Source organism: Occallatibacter sp., assembly GCF_036502485.1.
GTDB lineage: Bacteria > Acidobacteriota > Terriglobia > Terriglobales > Acidobacteriaceae > Telmatobacter.
Window position 1 is genome coordinate 1 of the sequence record NZ_DASXYM010000016.1, and the last position, 16,224, is coordinate 16,224.

At 59.5% G+C, this 16,224-nt stretch carries 18 protein-coding genes, 1 tRNA gene and 1 pseudogene; 4 read left to right on the top strand and 16 right to left on the bottom strand.

What is annotated here, in order from left to right:
• From VGL22_RS02590 to VGL22_RS02610, 5 genes and pseudogenes are all read right to left on the bottom strand, one after another.
• Window positions 1-177 (bottom strand): transposase (locus VGL22_RS02590; protein ID WP_465265395.1); only part of this gene is annotated, 177 nt, incomplete at its 3' end.
• 216 nt (window positions 178-393) lie between these two features.
• Window positions 394-813: a hypothetical protein gene (locus tag VGL22_RS02595; RefSeq protein WP_465265317.1), complete on the bottom strand. Its 420-nt coding sequence runs from the start codon at window positions 811-813 to the stop codon at window positions 394-396.
• A 77-nt stretch (window positions 814-890) separates the two neighbouring features.
• Window positions 891-1,633 (bottom strand): annotated as a pseudogene (locus tag VGL22_RS02600) (SDR family oxidoreductase).
• Window positions 1,634-1,767: 134 nt separating this feature from the next.
• Window positions 1,768-2,205 (bottom strand): Rossmann-fold NAD(P)-binding domain-containing protein, encoded by a 438-nt coding sequence (locus tag VGL22_RS02605; protein ID WP_465265318.1) that lies wholly within the window; start codon window positions 2,203-2,205, stop codon window positions 1,768-1,770.
• The gene (locus VGL22_RS02610; RefSeq protein WP_465265319.1) at window positions 2,193-2,714 is read right to left on the bottom strand and encodes an SDR family NAD(P)-dependent oxidoreductase; all 522 of its coding nucleotides are present in this window, start codon (window positions 2,712-2,714) and stop codon (window positions 2,193-2,195) included. Before VGL22_RS02610 ends, VGL22_RS02605 begins: the two co-directional genes overlap by 13 nt.
• An 86-nt stretch (window positions 2,715-2,800) precedes the next feature.
• Here VGL22_RS02610 and VGL22_RS02615 point away from each other — a divergent pair, with 86 nt between their 5' ends.
• Window positions 2,801-3,418: a TetR/AcrR family transcriptional regulator gene (locus VGL22_RS02615; RefSeq protein WP_465265320.1), complete on the top strand. Its 618-nt coding sequence runs from the start codon at window positions 2,801-2,803 to the stop codon at window positions 3,416-3,418.
• Window positions 3,419-3,801: 383 nt separating this feature from the next.
• On the opposite strand, the gene VGL22_RS02620 is transcribed toward VGL22_RS02615, so the two are convergent.
• The 5 genes from VGL22_RS02620 to VGL22_RS02640 all read right to left on the bottom strand — a co-directional run bounded on the left by VGL22_RS02620 (window position 3,802) and on the right by VGL22_RS02640 (window position 7,342).
• On the bottom strand, window positions 3,802-4,902 hold the full coding sequence (locus VGL22_RS02620) for an IS91 family transposase (protein WP_465265321.1): 1,101 nt from the start codon (window positions 4,900-4,902) through the stop codon (window positions 3,802-3,804).
• Entirely contained in the window at window positions 4,826-5,221 is a 396-nt protein-coding gene (locus tag VGL22_RS02625) for a tyrosine-type recombinase/integrase (RefSeq protein WP_465265322.1), read from the bottom strand. Before VGL22_RS02625 ends, VGL22_RS02620 begins: the two co-directional genes overlap by 77 nt.
• Before the next feature lie 43 nt (window positions 5,222-5,264).
• Entirely contained in the window at window positions 5,265-5,801 is a 537-nt protein-coding gene (locus VGL22_RS02630; protein ID WP_465265323.1) for a tyrosine-type recombinase/integrase, read from the bottom strand.
• A 251-nt stretch (window positions 5,802-6,052) separates the two neighbouring features.
• Window positions 6,053-6,538, bottom strand: a complete 486-nt coding sequence (locus tag VGL22_RS02635) for a hypothetical protein (RefSeq protein ID WP_465265324.1) — start codon at window positions 6,536-6,538, stop codon at window positions 6,053-6,055.
• A 510-nt stretch (window positions 6,539-7,048) separates the two neighbouring features.
• Entirely contained in the window at window positions 7,049-7,342 is a 294-nt protein-coding gene (locus VGL22_RS02640; protein ID WP_465265325.1) for a hypothetical protein, read from the bottom strand.
• A 535-nt stretch (window positions 7,343-7,877) separates the two neighbouring features.
• On the opposite strand from VGL22_RS02640, the gene VGL22_RS02645 reads away from it, so the two are divergent.
• Together VGL22_RS02645 and VGL22_RS02650 are read left to right on the top strand one after the other, a co-directional pair.
• Window positions 7,878-8,132 (top strand): helix-turn-helix domain-containing protein, encoded by a 255-nt coding sequence (locus tag VGL22_RS02645; protein WP_465265326.1) that lies wholly within the window; start codon window positions 7,878-7,880, stop codon window positions 8,130-8,132.
• A 116-nt stretch (window positions 8,133-8,248) separates the two neighbouring features.
• Window positions 8,249-9,388, top strand: coding sequence for a tyrosine-type recombinase/integrase (locus VGL22_RS02650; protein ID WP_465265327.1), 1,140 nt, complete (start codon window positions 8,249-8,251; stop codon window positions 9,386-9,388).
• A 43-nt stretch (window positions 9,389-9,431) separates the two neighbouring features.
• On the opposite strand, the gene VGL22_RS02655 is transcribed toward VGL22_RS02650, so the two are convergent.
• The 4 genes from VGL22_RS02655 to VGL22_RS02670 form a co-directional block, all read right to left on the bottom strand.
• Window positions 9,432-9,508, bottom strand: a tRNA-Asp gene (locus VGL22_RS02655).
• Window positions 9,509-9,648: 140 nt separating this feature from the next.
• Complete coding sequence (locus tag VGL22_RS02660) at window positions 9,649-10,464, bottom strand: IclR family transcriptional regulator (protein ID WP_465265328.1); 816 nt, start codon at window positions 10,462-10,464, stop codon at window positions 9,649-9,651.
• Window positions 10,465-10,666: 202 nt separating this feature from the next.
• Window positions 10,667-12,520 carry an ABC transporter ATP-binding protein gene (locus tag VGL22_RS02665; RefSeq protein WP_465265329.1) on the bottom strand — a complete coding sequence of 618 codons (1,854 nt, stop codon included), beginning with the start codon at window positions 12,518-12,520 and terminating at the stop codon, window positions 10,667-10,669.
• Between the two features lie 24 nt (window positions 12,521-12,544).
• A complete protein-coding gene (locus VGL22_RS02670) occupies window positions 12,545-12,925 on the bottom strand; it encodes a hypothetical protein (protein ID WP_465265330.1) in 381 nt (126 codons plus the stop codon).
• Window positions 12,926-13,147: 222 nt separating this feature from the next.
• Between VGL22_RS02670 and VGL22_RS02675 the strand changes: the two genes are divergently transcribed.
• Window positions 13,148-14,119, top strand: a complete 972-nt coding sequence (locus tag VGL22_RS02675) for a tetratricopeptide repeat protein (RefSeq protein WP_465265331.1) — start codon at window positions 13,148-13,150, stop codon at window positions 14,117-14,119.
• Window positions 14,120-14,146: 27 nt separating this feature from the next.
• On the opposite strand, the gene VGL22_RS02680 is transcribed toward VGL22_RS02675, so the two are convergent.
• A complete protein-coding gene (locus VGL22_RS02680; RefSeq protein WP_465265332.1) occupies window positions 14,147-15,223 on the bottom strand; it encodes a sugar kinase in 1,077 nt (358 codons plus the stop codon).
• 59 nt (window positions 15,224-15,282) lie between these two features.
• Window positions 15,283-16,185, bottom strand: coding sequence for an SCO family protein (locus tag VGL22_RS02685; protein WP_465265333.1), 903 nt, complete (start codon window positions 16,183-16,185; stop codon window positions 15,283-15,285).
• Window positions 16,186-16,224: the final 39 nt, after the last annotated feature.

A 16,224-nucleotide genomic window follows, 5' to 3' on the forward strand; every position in this document is an offset into this window, starting at 1 on the left:
CCGCGCCTGATCCACCTGCAAGCCGCCGAACTCTTTTCGCCACCGGTAGTAGGTCTGCTCCGTGACGCCGCCTTCACGACACGCGATCGGCGTCGTCTTCCCATTCGCTACAGCCACCTCGATCTGCCGCAGCAAACTCACAATCTGATCAGGCGTATGCTTCTTGCCCTTCGCCATCTTTCGCTCCTTTTCGTCCAGTCTCTCTCATTCAAACTGGTACAAAAAAGGCCGGGCACTCCACGGCCTTGTCTTGGGAATCGCAGAATTAAGCGCTGCCGAAAACCCTATATGCAGACATTGGCCGAGATGACGTGAAACTGCTCCGTCCATCTCATAGAATTTCAGGCGTTCTTCGCTTTTTTCAAAGTCAGATTTCTTTCGCATTTTCGCCAATCACAGAACTCCTCGGGTGAATTCGCTGGAGGATCTATGACGAATCTCCTGGAAGACGTAAGGTCTGCTCTCCGACAGTTGCGCAGGTATCCTCTTTACACAGAGATCATCATCCTGATTCTGACGCTTGGAATCGGGGCGAACACCGCGATCTTCAGTATCGTGGATGCGCTGTTGTTCCGCCGAATGCCGGTAGATCGGCCCTACGGGCTGTTTTATGTTCGGCATCAAAGCCCGCTCGGTGGCTTTGATGGAATGACAATCGCTTTGGATGACAGAGCCCCATAATATGAAGGGAACGCCGTAGACTATGAGATGCTTGCGCGAACGGGCCAACTCAAACACCCGCATCTTCACGATGGCGTATACGTTCGCTGCCAGGTAAGCAGCCACCAAACAGCTCACCACCAGGTTGTGCATGTTCATACTCCTCCTTTTACCGGTCTGCATCTCCGCGCCGATACTCATCGGTCAGCTGATCAATCGAGGTCCAGGCCTTAGAGTTGCGACCAGCCCCCATCGACCGGAAGTTCAGCGCCCGTCGTGAAGGTCGCGTCGAACGCAAGGAAGAGGACGGCCTTCGCGATTTCCTCCGACGTCCCCCAGCGTTTCATCGGGACCATGCCAATCATCTTTTCCCTAATCTGAGCGGCTGCGTCAGCGGGAAACGCTTTGCCGATGATCGGCGTGTCAATGGGGCCGGGCGTCACCGCGTTGACGCGAATCTCGCTAGGAACCAACTCAGCAGCGAGCGTCCGAGCGAATGATCGTAGCGCGGCCTTGGCGGCTCCGTATGTGGCGTTGCCAGCCATTCCCTTGACGTTGGCGATTGAGGTGGTGAGGACGACAGAGCCTCCCCGGTTTATTAGGGGCGCGAACTTCTGCACCGCGAAAAGCGGCCCTTGGCGTTCAGGTTGAACATCTCGTCGTAGATGGCCTCGGTGATGTTCTCCAAAGGCGCTCGGGTGCTGAACCCGGCGTTGACGAACAGAAAGTCGATGTTGTCGAACTCGGCCTTCACCCGAGAGGCGAGTGTGTCGAGGTCCGTCAACGACCGCGCATCGCTGGAAACCACGATGGCGTCATTTCCAAGTTCTTTCTGGGACGATTCCAGCCCTTCCTTCGAGCGACCCGTCACCACAACGCGCGCGCCTCCATCGAGGAGCATCTTCGCCGTAGCGAGCCCCATGCCGCTCGTGCCGCCGATGATTACCACCTTTTTGTTTTGGTACCGTTTCATGTTTATTCTCCTGGTGACTGGTTGTTCTTCGTTCTGTCGGCGTGATTCCAACTTAGGGAAGTGGCAATGTTGTTTTGCATCCAGTGACGCGCGGGTTGGCGCTCCTTCAGGCCGCAGTGGTCAAGGATGCTGGATTAAGACAAGTCCACGCCGGAGACCTTGACGACGGCCTGCCAGGCGGCTTCCTGACTGGCGCGGTCGTGGAGGTGTGGTTGGCGCTGCGCCTCAATTGGGCCTGAGAACTTCCCTTGAGCCGAGGCGAAGAATTGCCCTGAGACGTCGGTTCCGAACTCCGACGCCTGGATGTAGCGACGGGCTGCGGTCTCCGGCGTCTGATTCATGCCGGGAATGAGGTTCACGATTGGAATAAACAGATACTTCAACAACGGGCTAGCGCTTCGCACCACCTTAGTGGCGGTCGCCCCACCGGGCGAGACAGCGTACACGGCCATCCCGGAAGGCAGCCGGCGCGCCAGAGCCGCGGTCCACCAAGCGATGATGAGCTTCGCGTCGGCATACGTGTTGTTAGGCACATATTTCACGTTTGGCCCGTTGCGGATCAGGGCTTCCACAGCGGCGGTTCGGTTGCCTTGGTGATATTTGGCCGCGAATTCTGGCAGGTCGGTGTACTTGAACATGGGTACGCCCCGCGGGCAGGTTCCGCACCAGCGATAACGATCCGCGCGTTGGGACTCAGCATGTTGGCATTGAGCAACCCAACAGTCAGTTGATGATGGCCAATGAGCGGAGCCTGAGAAGCTTCGACGCCCGCCGCTGTGAGCACGCGCTGCTTAAAGGGAACCAACCCTGCATTGAGCAGCAGGAAATCGACGGGCCGACCATCCTTGACCAGCGCGGCGACGGCCGAGTGAACGTTGACTGGGTCGTTCAGATCAAGCTCCAGCGGCGTGAAGACCGGCCTTTTTGTCTCCGCCGTGAGCTGAGCGGCCGTTTCCCTAATCTGGGCCAGGCTGCGCCCGGTGACCATGACCTCGCGGTAGCCCTTGGCGGCGAGCAAGCGGGCTGCCGCATAACCGAGCCCGGAAGTAGCCCCGGTGACGAGGGCGATCGAATGTTCCATTGGCGTCTCCTGTCTTTACTGCCTTGCGGCGTTACATACGCGAGAGTACGATACTCATAGATGCAATGCAAGGAGTTTCGTACGCGATGGTAACTAATATTGCGAAGCGTCCCCCGGGACGTCCAAAAGGCTTTATCCCCGACGAAGCACTCGACCGTGCCGTTGAGATGTTTTGGGAGCATGGGTTTGAAGGTGTCGATGTGGATCGGATCGCGCGTGCCGTGAATGTCACCAAGCCCGCGCTATACCGAGCCTTCGGAGACAAGTCCACCCTGCTGCTAAGGGCCGTCGAGCGCTATGCGCTGATCTATGGAGCTCCTAAAATGGCAGCGTTTCTAGCGGAGCCGGACATCCACAAGGCCGTGACCGCATTTTGCGAGGCTACCGTTAACACCGCGACCGGCGACGCTCGCAGCGGCTGCATGTTGGCCGCCGCTGCGCTGGGACATTCGGAGCGGGTGACAGAGATTCGTTCCTGGCTCGCGAAGGGTTTCACGACATCCGCTGATATTTTCACGAAACGTTTCGAGCAGGAGATAAAGGCGGGGCGCCTGACTCGCACACCCTCTGCCAAGGTGCGAGGCCGTTTGCTCGTTGACTTGCTGCAGGGTGTGCAGCTTCGCGCCAAGGTTGGTATCACTCGCGAGGAATTGCTGGAAGACGCCCGAAGCTATGTGCCCCTGATTCTTGGCGAGCAAATCTAACGCACGTCTCGTGGGCCATGCGTCTGGACGAGTGCCAAATCTCTAGTGCCGTATCGACAGTGCTCCGCACGCAGAAGTTCGCCCTTGGCGGTGCTGTTGGTGCGGAGCAGTGTGGATACGGCGATTTGCGCTAAGCCGCTAGGGCGGTGGATGTATGGGGATTGGATGCCGCCTGCGGAGAGCTGAGACGGCCAACCGGGCATGAGGGGATGTAAAGTTAGCCATGGCTGACCGCGTTGGCGCTGCCGCTGTCCGCCTGGCCAGTCGGCTGGGTGGCTGTGGTGAACTGCGCTGATCCGATTCGAGGCATAGGGTAGCGAAGGCGGAGCGAGAGTCCGTCGCGGTGCGGAGCCGGGTTGACACAGAGTTCAGCACGGTGTTCCTCAAGAAGAGTCGAAGGCTGCGCAGTGAAACACTAAGCTTGGGCTGGGCGGATCAAGCACGGAACAGCGCGCGACGACATGCAGAGTGCCGCATCTGCACTGAGGACATGACCGGCTGAGTGCAGACTTCTGTTGTTCCGTCAGCAACGTGCTTGGATCCGCAACTATGGCGCGGAGATGGAGCCTGCAGAGAGCCAGCGCCTGGCGGCGGTTTCGGTTGGCAAGCAGCCCGAAGTGGCGGATCTTAACGAAGCCGGCAGGCAGGACATGGAGCAGGAAGCGGCGGATAAACTCGACCGCATCGAGCTTCATGACGCTGCTACGGTTGTTGTGCCGGGAGTCGCGCCAGCGGAAGCGCACCTGGCCGTTTTCGATGCCAAGCAGTCTTCCGTTGGAGATGGCGACCCGGTGCGTGTAGCGGGCCAGATACTTCAGCACATGTTCAGGTCCGCCGAACGGCGGCTTGGAGTAGACCACCCACTCTCGCCGGCGCAGGGCACCAAGCAGTGAGTGAAAGGCGCCTGGGGTTGAGAGTTCGGCCAGCTTGCCGGGGAAGCATAGTTCGCTGCGCCGATAGCTCTGCTTGAGGAAGGCGAGCAGCTTGCCGCGGAACATGCGGCTGAGCACGCGCACCGGGAGGAAGAACCCGTGGCGTCTGGTTGCGATCCAGCGGGAGTTGTTAAAAGCCAGTCCGCCGGCGGGAACGAGGCAGTGCAGGTGTGGATGATGCCTCAGGTTCTGCGACCAGGTGTGCAACACGGCGAGTACGCCAATGCGTGCGCCGAGATGGCGTGGATCGGCCGCGATCTGGAGCAAGGTCTCCGAGACTGCCCGGAACAGCAGGCTATAAAACCTACGTTGGTTCCTGAGTGCGAGCGGCGCCAGTTGTTCGGGTACGGTGAAGACCACATGGGCGTAGGGCACCGGCAGCAGGCTTGATGCCTGCTTCACGAGCCAGCGATCGCGTGCCGAGGACTGACACCTGGGACAATGCCGGTTGCGACATGAGTCGTAAGCGACAGTCTCATAGTTGCAGTGATCGCATCGTTCGAGATGGGTGCCCAGTGCGGCCGTGCGGCACAGGCCGATATCGTGCAGCACCTTCCGTTGCTACTGCCCAAGGAGGGAACCGAACCGCATGAGCAGGCATCGGCTCGAAGTGGCCGATGTCTTCCACGCCCATCAGCATGAGTTCCTTCAACGCCGTCGCGTGCAGACGGGCTTCGGAGACGTGGAGATAGCGGGAAGTGGTCTCCAGATCGCGGTGACCAAGTAGAAGCTGGATGCTGCGCAGATCGGTGCCCGCATCGAGAAGATGCGAAGCGAAGGAGTGCCTCAGCACGTGGGGGCCGAGCGGTTTAGAGATGCCCAGTTGCTTGCGCAGCTTCTGACAAGCCACGCGTACCGTGTTGGCCTTCAAAGGTTGCCCCGGTTCCTCTCCGGGGAAGAGCCAATCCGTGGGTTTACGCCAGCGCCAGCAACTCCAGCAGCTTGGGCGACAGCATGACTTGGCGCGGGAACTTGCCCTTGCCCTCGCGGATGTGGATGATCATCCGCTTGCTATCAATATCGCCGACCTTAAGGTCCAGTGCTTCCTGACAGCGGAGTCCTGCGCTGTAGTACAGGGCCAGCAGTGCACGGTGCTTGGTGTTCGTTGTGGCATCAAGGAGAGCGCAGACTTCTTCCCGACTCCAGACCGTAGGCAGCTTGCGGCGCACCTTCGGCTTGATGATCTCTTGATCGAACCAGGTCTGCTTCAGTGTCCGCAAATACAGGAACTTCAGCGCCGATCGAGCGCCCTGAATCGTTCCCCATGCAAGCTTGCGCTCATTAAGCAGGTACAGCAGGAAAGTGCGAACGTGCTCCGCGCTCAGTTGATCGGGTGACTTGTGGAAGTATCTTGCAAACTCAGCAACGATCTCGGTATAACGACGGATCGTGCGTTCGGAGAAGTTGCGCAGCCGGAGATCCTCCTGCATGCGCTGGCGTAGACGTGTCATGGACACCTCCTTGGGTGTCCAACACTCTATCCAAATGCCACAGAGGCATCCCCTGCCGCGCTAGCGGCTTAGTGCAAATCGCCAAGTCGCTCATCGAGGGCCAGAAGTCGATTCTGAGCGGTTGACCGGCATCCCGAACCTTTCAGCAGTTTTCGCGTATTCTTCGCTCCAATCTCGAGAAGTACGGGAAGCCGACTACTCACTCAAAACGATTCGAATTGCGTAAACGCATCGAGCGAGTCTGCCCAGATTTAATCATTGAGTGTGTCTGACGGCTCCGACCATTTGACGAGAAAGTCAGGGAGTACGCGGGGCACGGCTTCGGCTTGACGAACGGCCAGAAACTTGGCAGTGCGTACGATGCTCTTCGATGGATCGGTCTTGAGATGATCGGCTAGAACTGGTTCGATCTCACCATGGCGACCTGCATCTTCAGGCAGCGCAGGATGGGCATCCATGCCCGTCTTGCCGGAATTGAATGCGTGTTCCGAGCGTTTCCAGACGGCCCAATCTTCGAGCGCCAACTGAAGAATCTGATCATTCACCGGAGTGAGCTGATAAGCGCTGGTGAAATCCTGTTTCCGCTCAGAGAAAATGCAGTCATAGAAGTGCGGCGATCCGAGGTAATTTGCAATGCCCTGAGGAGGACCGTCATAGTAGTCGGTCACCGTGAAGACCTCTTCAAAGCCGGGCTGCGGTGAATGCGAACTCATCACGAACGTTATGCCGATAGCCATCGTATACGTCTAGCGCGTATCACCGCCGACTCTTCCCTTACGGGTACCGGGGCCGAACCCGGCAGGCGAACGGACGTCAAAGGGACGAGTAGCGGGCAACCGACTACGAAGTCAGTTAGAAATCAGAGGTGGATTTTTCACTTCGCCGTTTACCTCAGCGGGTCACCTTTGGAACATTCAGGCGCAACGCGAGAATCCGTAAATACGCGGCACCGATTAGTGCACGGGCTGACAGCGTGACAAAAGGCTCGAGAGGCATTTCAAGCCAATGGGACGAGGACTGATGCACATGGAGCGTGAACCCCTGAAGAAATGCATTGCTCGAACAATTGGGCGTGCCCGAAGAGCGGCTCCGGATGCGAACCCCGCGGGCGCGGCATCGGCAGGAAGCCGGGACCGTTTCGGCCGTCCTTATGAGCGCCGGGACAACCCGGCCTCCTCATAACGAGCAAATCGGTGTCACATCCACTTCGCAGCAAACCGCCTTCGCCTGAACGCACCATCTCGCCATCACCCCATGATCTGTCCCGTCTCATCGATCGCCGTCGTGCTGAACGCCTGGAGATTGAACCCCTTCTGGTGACACACGAGGCGGCTGCCTACCTTGGCCTGTGGATTGCCACACAGTGGCAAGCATGGCTCGGGAGGGAGACCTTCCTGCTGCCGTGCTACCCCAATCGTCTCCCGACGATTTCGGGTTCCTGCGATCCGATCTGGACGCATGGTTGCGAAGCGCATCAATCTCAGCGGTTCCAACTCGATCTCCAGCGACGGGATGCCCTGGATTTGAAAGAGGATCGGCATCAACCGCGTCCCCCTTTCCGCCGGCGCCAATGATGCTGGCCGTATCGGTCGCTACCGCTGCGATTGACGTCGTGAACCTGGTGCTCGCGTTGGTGCTCCGGTCCACTGACCGCAACGGCTGATCGTCAACGCTCTCTTCCCACATCGTGCGGGGACAGCGGCAAAGTGCGTAGTTTTGCGGATACCAATCTCTTACGAATCACCGTACGCTGAATCCAGTGAGCCGCTTCGCAAGCGCACAGCCCTAGATGTGAACTTCACGAGCCGGCTCGATCGACACTAAACATTCCGGTTCGCACGCCATCGGAAGCGGTCCAAACATCGCGGCCCCGTGACGGGCACTGATCCGGACCGATCACATGCAACTCAAACGTCGCCGCAGACACCTTCATGGTGCCTCCAGTCGAACTGTGTTTTGGCACCGAGAAGTAGAAAACGCTATGAGAATCTACGGGGCTCGGTTCCACGAGTCATCTGAAGTTTTGGCCATGGAAGCACAGCTCAATGAACGAGAGCAGGAAAAGAGGAGGAAGCAGTGAACACCCGTAACAATCCCCAGGCGCCCGTAATCGACAACTTCGTGTCGAAATACCACGGACCGCGACCTCTCACTCCGGAGGACGCAGCCGATTACTTGGGCATGGACGTGAAAACCATAACCAGGTGGGCGCGGCAGGGGTACTTGCCGGCGCATCCACTCGGCGAAGGAAAGCGCAAATTCTGGCGCTTCCTCCAAGGTGAACTCGCGGAGTGGCTTGTAGCAAAGACAAACTTTCCGGAGCCTGCATGACCTCGCGGCCTTCACATCCACAGGACGGAAATGTAGACTCGGTCCCAGCCATCAGTGCGCATGCAAAGGAGAAAATCCGAATGCAGGCGCAACGGTATCAGAGAGGATCTCTGAGCATGGTAAAGCGCAAGAGAAAACCCGACACTTGGGTCTTCCGCTACTACGCGAGACTGAACGGCCGCAGTGTGTACAAGAAGCACATCGTGGGCACTGTGACCGAGTTCCCGAAGCGTAAGGATGCGGAGAAGGCTGTCGCGCAGCTCAGGGTTGACGTCAACGACGGGGCTGCCTTCGCCCCCATGAACATGGAGCAGCTCGCAGCGCATTATCAGCGCGTCGAGCTTCCATCCAAGGCGTACTCCACGCAGGAGGGATATAAGAATTACATCGAAATTCACATCCTGCCGAAATGGGGGAAATACAGCTTGGCTGCGGTCAAGAGCGTCGAGGTGGAAGGCTGGCTCCGGGCTCTGACCTCCTCGAACGGCAAGCCCGCCAGTCCCGGTACCACGACCAAGATCCGCAACCTGATGTCCGCGATGTTCAGCCACGCCATTCGCTATGAATGGGCGACTCGCAACCCGATCGCCGCAGTGCGGACCTCTTCCAAGCGGCTTCGGGTTCCCGACATCCTCACTGCCGAGGAGTTTCAGGCCCTTGTCCAGGAGCTTCCTCCCCGCGCGCGGCTCATGGTTCTGCTCGCGGGCAGTACCGGGTTGCGCAGGGGAGAAATGATCGGCCTTCGCTGGGGAGATATCGATTTCCACGCGGCCCAAGCCAATGTCACCAGGTCCGTGTGGCACAACGTGGAGGGCGATACCAAGACCGAGGCATCTCGCAAGCCGGTGCCTCTGCACCCGATTGTCGTCGAAGAGCTGACCCTCTGGCGCGACGAGTCGCTCTATGCCGCGGAGTCGGACTTCATCTTCCCGTCCCTCGAGAAGAATGGACATCAGCCGATCTCACCGGAAACGATTCTGAACCGGCAGATCCGGCCGGCTCTGACGAAGCTCGGGATCACCAAGCGTGTCGGGTACCACACCTTCCGGCACACCCTTGCGACCATGCTTCGGCAGCACGGCGTTGACATCAAGACGGCGCAGGAACTGCTCCGGCATGCGAACCCCAGGATCACGATGGCGATCTATCAGCAGGCTGTCAGTGGGGAGAAGAGGATGGCTCAGAACCGGGTGGTGGCGAATCTCATTCCGCGCGGCGTGCTTCAGCACCCTTCAGCACCCTCGGAGGACCCTTAAAAGATTTGATCATCGCCGTAAGCCGTTGGTTCTAACCGGTTTATGGCGGGGACGACGGGGCTCGAACCCGCGACCTCTGCCGTGACAGGGCAGCGCTCTAACCAACTGAGCTACGTCCCCAGCTTACGGGTGGCACACTGCTGAACCATCCGGGCTGTGCTGCAACATGTCTGAGTGTAACAGAAACGGCGATTCCCAGTCTCTGAGCCTGTGGCAAAAACCACAGGGTGAAATGGTCCGGAACTCAGCCAATCGGAGCTTTATGCGGTCCAGGCTGCCGCCCGGTTTCCGCGCACATTCGAGATAAAGCCCATGTCCATTGAAATACCGCGCACACACTGAAGAAGATGATTTGCTATCGAAGGCAGCTTCTGGGCAGTCACGCGGAACGATGGACCCGAAATGCTGACTGCCGCCACAGGCTGCCGCTGGGCATCCAGTACTGGCACAGCGATGCAGCGAAGACCTTCTTCCAATTCCTCATCGTCCACGGCGTAACCACGGCGGCGCGTCTTCTCAATCTCCGCGCGCAATGCCTCGGCATTCGCGATGGTGCGGTGCGTCAAGCGCTCAAAACGGGTGCGACGGACGATATCCGCAATGCGCTCTTCCGGCAGGAACGCCAGAATCGCCTTGCCCACGGACGTGCAATGCACCGGATTGCTGGCCCCAATTCGTGTGATCATGCGAACCGAGCGTGCCGGCTCAATCTTGTCGATGTAAATCACGCGGGCCTGCTCAAGGATGCACAGGTGAGCCGTTTCTTCGGTTTCCGCCACCAGCCGCCGGAGATGGGGCTGCGCGCGATCACGCAAATCATACTGCTCAATAGCCTTGTTCCCGAAATCGAATAAACGCAAACCGAGGCGGAATTTACCACTGCTGGTGCGCTCCACCATGTGGTGCCGCTCCAGCACCATCAGGAACCTGTGTGCCGTACTTTTATGGAGTTGCAGCGAAGATGCCACTTGCGCCAGACCGAGGGGTGTATCGCTTTCACCAAGCAGATCAAGAACAGCAAAAGCTCTATCAAGGGCTTGCACTTTATAAGTACCGGTAGGGGCAGAGTCTCGCATAGTGGTTCTCCGTTTCGCTAATTGACTAACCCAGTTTTTCAGATTATGGAGGGGCATGTCAACCTTTGGGACGGGCCCAGCCCCGCGTCCCAGCCTCACCCTTCTTTTCATGTGAGGGGCCTGAAACTATGGACGCCAAAACACCCGGCGCGATGCGGGAATCACTCTTGCGAGCCTGTGAGATCAGGAGCCCTCAGGCCCCTCAGGCCGGGACCGTATCCCCTTCGCCGGGTGCCAGGAAGAGGTTCGCCTCCAGCCCATGCTGCCGGGTATAGAGGTCGTAGTAGCGACCGCTTTGCGCAAACAGTTCAGCGTGATTGCCGTGTTCCACAATCCTGCCCTGCTCCACAACCAGGATCTGGTCCGCCCGACGGATCGTCGAGAGTCTGTGCGCGATCACAAACGTAGTACGCCCCTGCATCAGTTGGTTCAAACCAGCCTGGATCATTGCCTCGGACTCGGAGTCAAGCGAACTCGTCGCTTCGTCGAGAATGAGGATGCGCGGATCGGCAAGCAGTGCCCGCGCAATGGAGAGTCGCTGCCGCTGCCCCCCGGAGAGCTTCACCCCGCGTTCGCCCACAATCGTTTCGTACGCTTCGGGAAACCGCTCCGCGAACTCGTCCACTCGGGCCGTCCGGCAGGCGAACAGGAATTGCTCCTCCGTCGCCTCCGGCCGCGAGAACATGATGTTTTCGCGAATGCTTCCATCGAACAGGAACGAATCCTGCAACACCACCCCAAGCTGCGAGCGGTACGAATTGAGGTCAACCTGCGCAAGGTCGATATCGTCCACCAGCACGCGCCCTTGGGTTGGCGTGTGGAAGGCACACAGCAGACTGATGATGGTGGATTTGCCGGATCCCGAAGATCCCACCAGTGCCGTCACCGTCCCCGGCAGCGCGTTGAAACTGATGCCGTGCAGCACCGGCTTCTCCGGCTCATAAGCAAATTCCACATCCTCGAATCGCACTCTACCCTCGACCGAGGGCATCCTGGTGCTGCGACCGGGAACCTGGTTCTCCTCAAGCTCCGACATGATCTCATTCGTGCGATCCAGCCCGGCAAACGCCTCCGTCAACTGCGTCCCAATGTTCACAATCTGGAAGAGCGGCGCAATCATGAACGCCAGAAAAATGTTGTACTGGAAATAATCTCCCGGCGTCCAATGCCCGTTCAGAACGCTGTGACCGCCCAGCCACATCACAATCGCCGACACAAGTCCCAGTACCGTGGTCGATGCCGCTCCAAGCACGCTTGTCATGGTCAGCGACTTCATCACGTTCTGCAGCAGACGCTCCACGCCGGCCCCGAATACACTCGCTTCGCGGGCCTCGGCGTTATACCCCTTGATCACCCGCACTCCGCCCAGCGATTCGGTAAGCCTGCCGGTCACCTCGGCGTTGATGCGTCCCCGCTCGCGGAAAATCGGACGGATGGTTTTGAAGCCGTATTGCAGAACCACGGTGAACGCCCCAACCACCGCGAATACGGTCAGCGTTACCGTCACACTGCGATGAAGGAGATACACAAACACCAGGCATGCCGTGACAATGCCGCCCACAAACTCCACCAGCCCGGTCCCCACCAGATTGCGGACACCTTCCACGTCCGTCATGATCCGCGACACCAATGTGCCCGTGCGGTTGGCGTCGTAATAGGCCACCGGCAGCAGGCCCACGTGCTTCTGCACCTGCCGCCGCATCTCGGCAATCAGCCGCTGCCCCGCCTTTGAGAGCAACTGCGTGAGCGAGAACGATGTGAGCGCCTGCACTACCGTGGCCATGGCTACGATCGCAATAATGTTGGCAAGAACCTTGGGCGCCGGATGGGTGGGATTCAGAGCCGTGTCGAGCAGCGTCTTGCTGTAGTACGGCATGGCCAGTCCGGCCACCCGGTTAAAACCCATCAGCAGCAGTCCCGCCACCAGCAGGCCTTTGCGGGGCCCCACCAGCAACTTGATCTGCGGCCAGAGCCGCTTCAGTTCGGGCTTGCGCTTGGGAAGATCAGCCTGTCCCGCGCGGCCGCCTCTGGTTCCCCGCTCAGCCCGCATACTCATACCCATTCCGCCGCCGCGCATCAATCAGAGTTCCCGCTGCCGCCGTGCGTTGATAAACGACTTCACGCACATCAGCACATAGACGAGAAGCAGTCCGGCCATCGCCCCCTGGGCCGCCAGCGCAATCTTGTCGGGATCGACACCCTGCGAACGCGCATGCCCATAGGCGCTCAGCGCCCGCCACGCGGCGCCAATCAACCCCAGCAGGCCGATAGTCACATTGATGTGCATAAACAGTTTGCGGCGGCTCTCATCAGGGCTCATCGCCAAAAAACCGAACACCCCTAGCGCCACGCCGAACCACGTCGGTATCAGCGCCGTAGGATGCTGACTCCCGGTTCCGAAATAGCTCACCAGCCCAAGAGCAATCAAAACCACACCAAACACAATCGACATTCTCGCCATGGACGACCTCAGGTATCAGCCTACCAGTTGGATGGATGCGCGAGCCGCTGCAAAGAACCGAAGAAAGCGCAGAATTCAGGCAGGATAGCGCCTATCGCAAATCCTCATGAGCACACGGCGCGTCCGCCTCATCCCGCAAACGCGTCGCTTCGTCACAACCGGCCCCATTTCCCCGCTTCTCAAGCCATACTTAGCTCCCATGCCTTGTGCCTGGAATCATTTATGAGAAACTCGCTGCGATTTCAGATACTGATCTCGATCGCCTGGATAGCCCTGCTCTGCGGCGGTTGCTCAACCGCGGCCGCTCAAGCCGCCGCCCGGAACAGCCCAGACCTCAAAGCGGCCGAAGAAGCCTACACCGCCAGGCAATGGCCCCGCGCGGAAGAGCTGTATGCGGCGCTCACCCGGCAATCTCCTGATTCGGCCCGTCTGTGGTTCCGGCTCGGCGTAGCGCAACGCGGCAATCACCACTTCGATGCGGCACTGCAGTCATTTGCGCGTGCCCGCAACCTGGGCGCCGGCAAAGGCCTCCTGCCCTCCGTCGTGGACTACGAAGTGGCCGAAACCCTGGCCGGAAGCGGCGACACAGACAAGGCTTTGCAGCAGCTCAAAGCAGCCGCGGACGGCGGCTTCTTCCAGCCTGACCGCCTCGCCAATGATCCCGAGTGGGAAGCGCTCCGTCAGAAGCCCGAGTTTGTCGCTCTCGCCCGCCAGGTTCACCACAATGCCATGCCCTGCGACGATCCGGAATTCCGCCAGTTCGACTTCTGGCTGGGCGACTGGGACGTCGTGTCCACTCAGGACGGGATACCCCGCGGGACCAGCCACATCGCCCGTGAGATGGACGGCTGTGCCGTGTGGGAAAACTGGAGTTCGGCCGGATCGCCGTACTTCGGCAAAAGCTACAACACTTACAACGCCGCCCTGCGCCGCTGGGAGCAGTTCTGGGTCGACAACATGGCAGGCACCATGTTCTTCCACGGTGAGTTGAAGGATGGCGTCATGGACTACTGGACGGAGGACATCCCCCAGCCGAACGGCACGCCTCTCCGTCGCCACCTGCAGTTCTTCAATCTAGGGCCGGATAAGGTCAGGCAATTCAGCCAGGGCTCCCGCGACGGAGGCAAGACATGGGCTGTCGAATATGACCTGACCTACAACCGGCATGCCTCAACTGCAACGGGAACACGGTAGAACCTGCCTCGCACCCCCTCCTGAAGCTCAACGCTGAATACGCGCCGAGCCGCCCTTGGCAAAGGCTCGCACCTGGTCCACCGTAGCCATCGTCGTGTCGCCCGGGAACGTTGTCAGCAGCGCGCCATGCGCCCAGCCCAGCTTGACCGCGTCTTCCGGCTTCTCCCCGGTCAGCAGGCCATAAATGAAACCCGACGCGAATCCATCCCCGCCGCCTACCCGATCGTAGACGTCCAACTCCGCCGTGGGCGCGGTGTAGGTCTTCCCTTCCATCCACGCCACCGCGCTCCAGCTGTGCCGGTTGGTGGAGTGCACCTCCCGCAGCGTCGTCGCAACCACCTTCACGTGGGGCAGCTTCTTCGTCACGTTCTCCATCATGCCGAAAAATGCGTTGGCATCGAGCTTTGACTTTGCCGCAACTTCGGGTCCGGGAATTCCCAGCCCCTTCTGCAGGTCCTCTTCGTTCCCCACCAGCACGTCAACGTTCTCCACAATACGGTGAATCGTCTCCACCGCCTTGCTCTCGCCCCCCGCCACCTTCCACAGCTTCTCGCGAAAATTCAGGTCGAACGAAGTGACCGCTCCCGCCTCCTTCGCCGCCTTCATCATCTCCGCCGCCAATTCCGCCGTCGTGGATGAAAGTGCCGCGAAGATGCCTCCGCTATGGACCCAGCGAACCCCGCCGGCAAAGATCGCTTTCCAATCGAAATCCCCCGGCTTGAGCAACGCCGCAGCCTCATTCGCCCGGTTATAGAACACCACCGGCGGCCGCACGCCAAAACCGCGATCGCTGTACACCGTGGCCATGTTGGGCCCGTTCACGCCGTTGTGCTGAAAGTGCTTGTAGATCGGCTTCACGCCCATCGCCTTCACGCGTTCAGCGATAAGGTCGCCTACCGGGTAGTCCGACATCGCGCTCGCAAGGGCCGTCTTCATTCCAAAGCAATCAGACAGGTTGGCAGCCACGTTGAACTCCCCGCCACTCACGTGGATGTGACACTCCGTCGCCTTCCTGAGCGGCACGATCCCCGGATCGAGCCGATGCACAAGTGCTCCCAGCGACAGGAAATCCAGTTCAGCATCCTTCCGAATCTGCAAGCTCATGCGCTCCGCTCCTTTGTGCTCTCAGGGAATTGATTTCTGTTTGGGGAATATCGGGCTGCTCATGCGCCCGCGCCGTGCTTTACGTCCGCCAGCACCTGCTCGACCGTCCACTCATTTCCAGGATAAAACTGGTTCACCTTGCCATCCGCGCCGATCAGCGTCGTCGAAAGCGTGTGCGTAATGTTCGCCTCTGAATCCTTCGTGATCCCGACGTCGAAAAACTGCGCCATCTTGTCGACCGTCGCCTTGTCTGGAACCGCAAAGTCCCAGTGCGCAAATGCGCTCTTCGCATCGCTGCCGATGTATGTCGCTCCGTACGCCCGCAGACGCGCCGGCGTGTCATTCTCCGGATCAAAGCTCACACACAGCAGATGCGTCTTGCTGTACACCGCGGGATCGGACTGCAGCTGCCGATCGATCTGCGCAAACTGCCGCGTCACGCGCGGGCAAAACTCCGGCATCGGGCAGCGCGTATAGATGAACGTAACCAGCAGTTGCTTGCCGCGAAACTGATTCAGCGATATCGCCCGGTCATCCTGGTTGCGCAGCTTGAAGTCCGGAACAGCGTCGCCAGGCGAGGGCACATGATACTGCGACGTGGGCTTGTAATCGGGCTTGCCCTGCGCCACCACCACGATATGATCAAGCAGAATATCGGCATCGGGAGTCTGCGACACCAGCACGTCCGCAGTGATCACATCGCCTGGGTGCAGTTCGCTCAGAACGCCCGGGTCCTTCACCTTGTACGGCATCGTCATGGCTTCCATGAAGCCAGGAATTGCCTGGTGGTTCACCGTCACCTCGCCGGTCTTCAGGTTCGTCGACATGACCTTGCCCTTCAGCTTGTAGGTCTTGTAAGACGAATCCGCTGAGGAGGGTTGGTCGCTGCTGGCAGCCTTATGGCACCCCGGCAGCAGGATCGTAGCGGCGAGAATTGTGAGGCTGGCGTATCGGCGGATCACCCCTCAGTCTACAACCCCGGACGAGCTGTGTTCGGCAGC

Bases quoted from the DNA above. Each gene is read 5' to 3' on its own strand.
- VGL22_RS02595 (WP_465265317.1), bottom strand. From the start codon at position 813: ATGCACAACCTGGTGGTGAGCTGTTTGGTGGCTGCTTACCTGGCAGCG.
- VGL22_RS02610 (WP_465265319.1), bottom strand. From the start codon at position 2,714: ATGGAACATTCGATCGCCCTCGTCACCGGGGCTACTTCCGGGCTCGGT.
- VGL22_RS02615 (WP_465265320.1), top strand. From the start codon at position 2,801: ATGGTAACTAATATTGCGAAGCGTCCCCCGGGACGTCCAAAAGGCTTT.
- VGL22_RS02630 (WP_465265323.1), bottom strand. From the start codon at position 5,801: ATGACACGTCTACGCCAGCGCATGCAGGAGGATCTCCGGCTGCGCAAC.
- VGL22_RS02635 (WP_465265324.1), bottom strand. From the start codon at position 6,538: ATGGCTATCGGCATAACGTTCGTGATGAGTTCGCATTCACCGCAGCCC.
- VGL22_RS02640 (WP_465265325.1), bottom strand. From the start codon at position 7,342: ATGCCGATCCTCTTTCAAATCCAGGGCATCCCGTCGCTGGAGATCGAG.
- VGL22_RS02650 (WP_465265327.1), top strand. From the start codon at position 8,249: ATGGTAAAGCGCAAGAGAAAACCCGACACTTGGGTCTTCCGCTACTAC.
- VGL22_RS02660 (WP_465265328.1), bottom strand. From the start codon at position 10,464: ATGCGAGACTCTGCCCCTACCGGTACTTATAAAGTGCAAGCCCTTGAT.
- VGL22_RS02665 (WP_465265329.1), bottom strand. From the start codon at position 12,520: ATGAGTATGCGGGCTGAGCGGGGAACCAGAGGCGGCCGCGCGGGACAG.
- VGL22_RS02670 (WP_465265330.1), bottom strand. From the start codon at position 12,925: ATGGCGAGAATGTCGATTGTGTTTGGTGTGGTTTTGATTGCTCTTGGG.
- VGL22_RS02675 (WP_465265331.1), top strand. From the start codon at position 13,148: ATGAGAAACTCGCTGCGATTTCAGATACTGATCTCGATCGCCTGGATA.
- VGL22_RS02680 (WP_465265332.1), bottom strand. From the start codon at position 15,223: ATGAGCTTGCAGATTCGGAAGGATGCTGAACTGGATTTCCTGTCGCTG.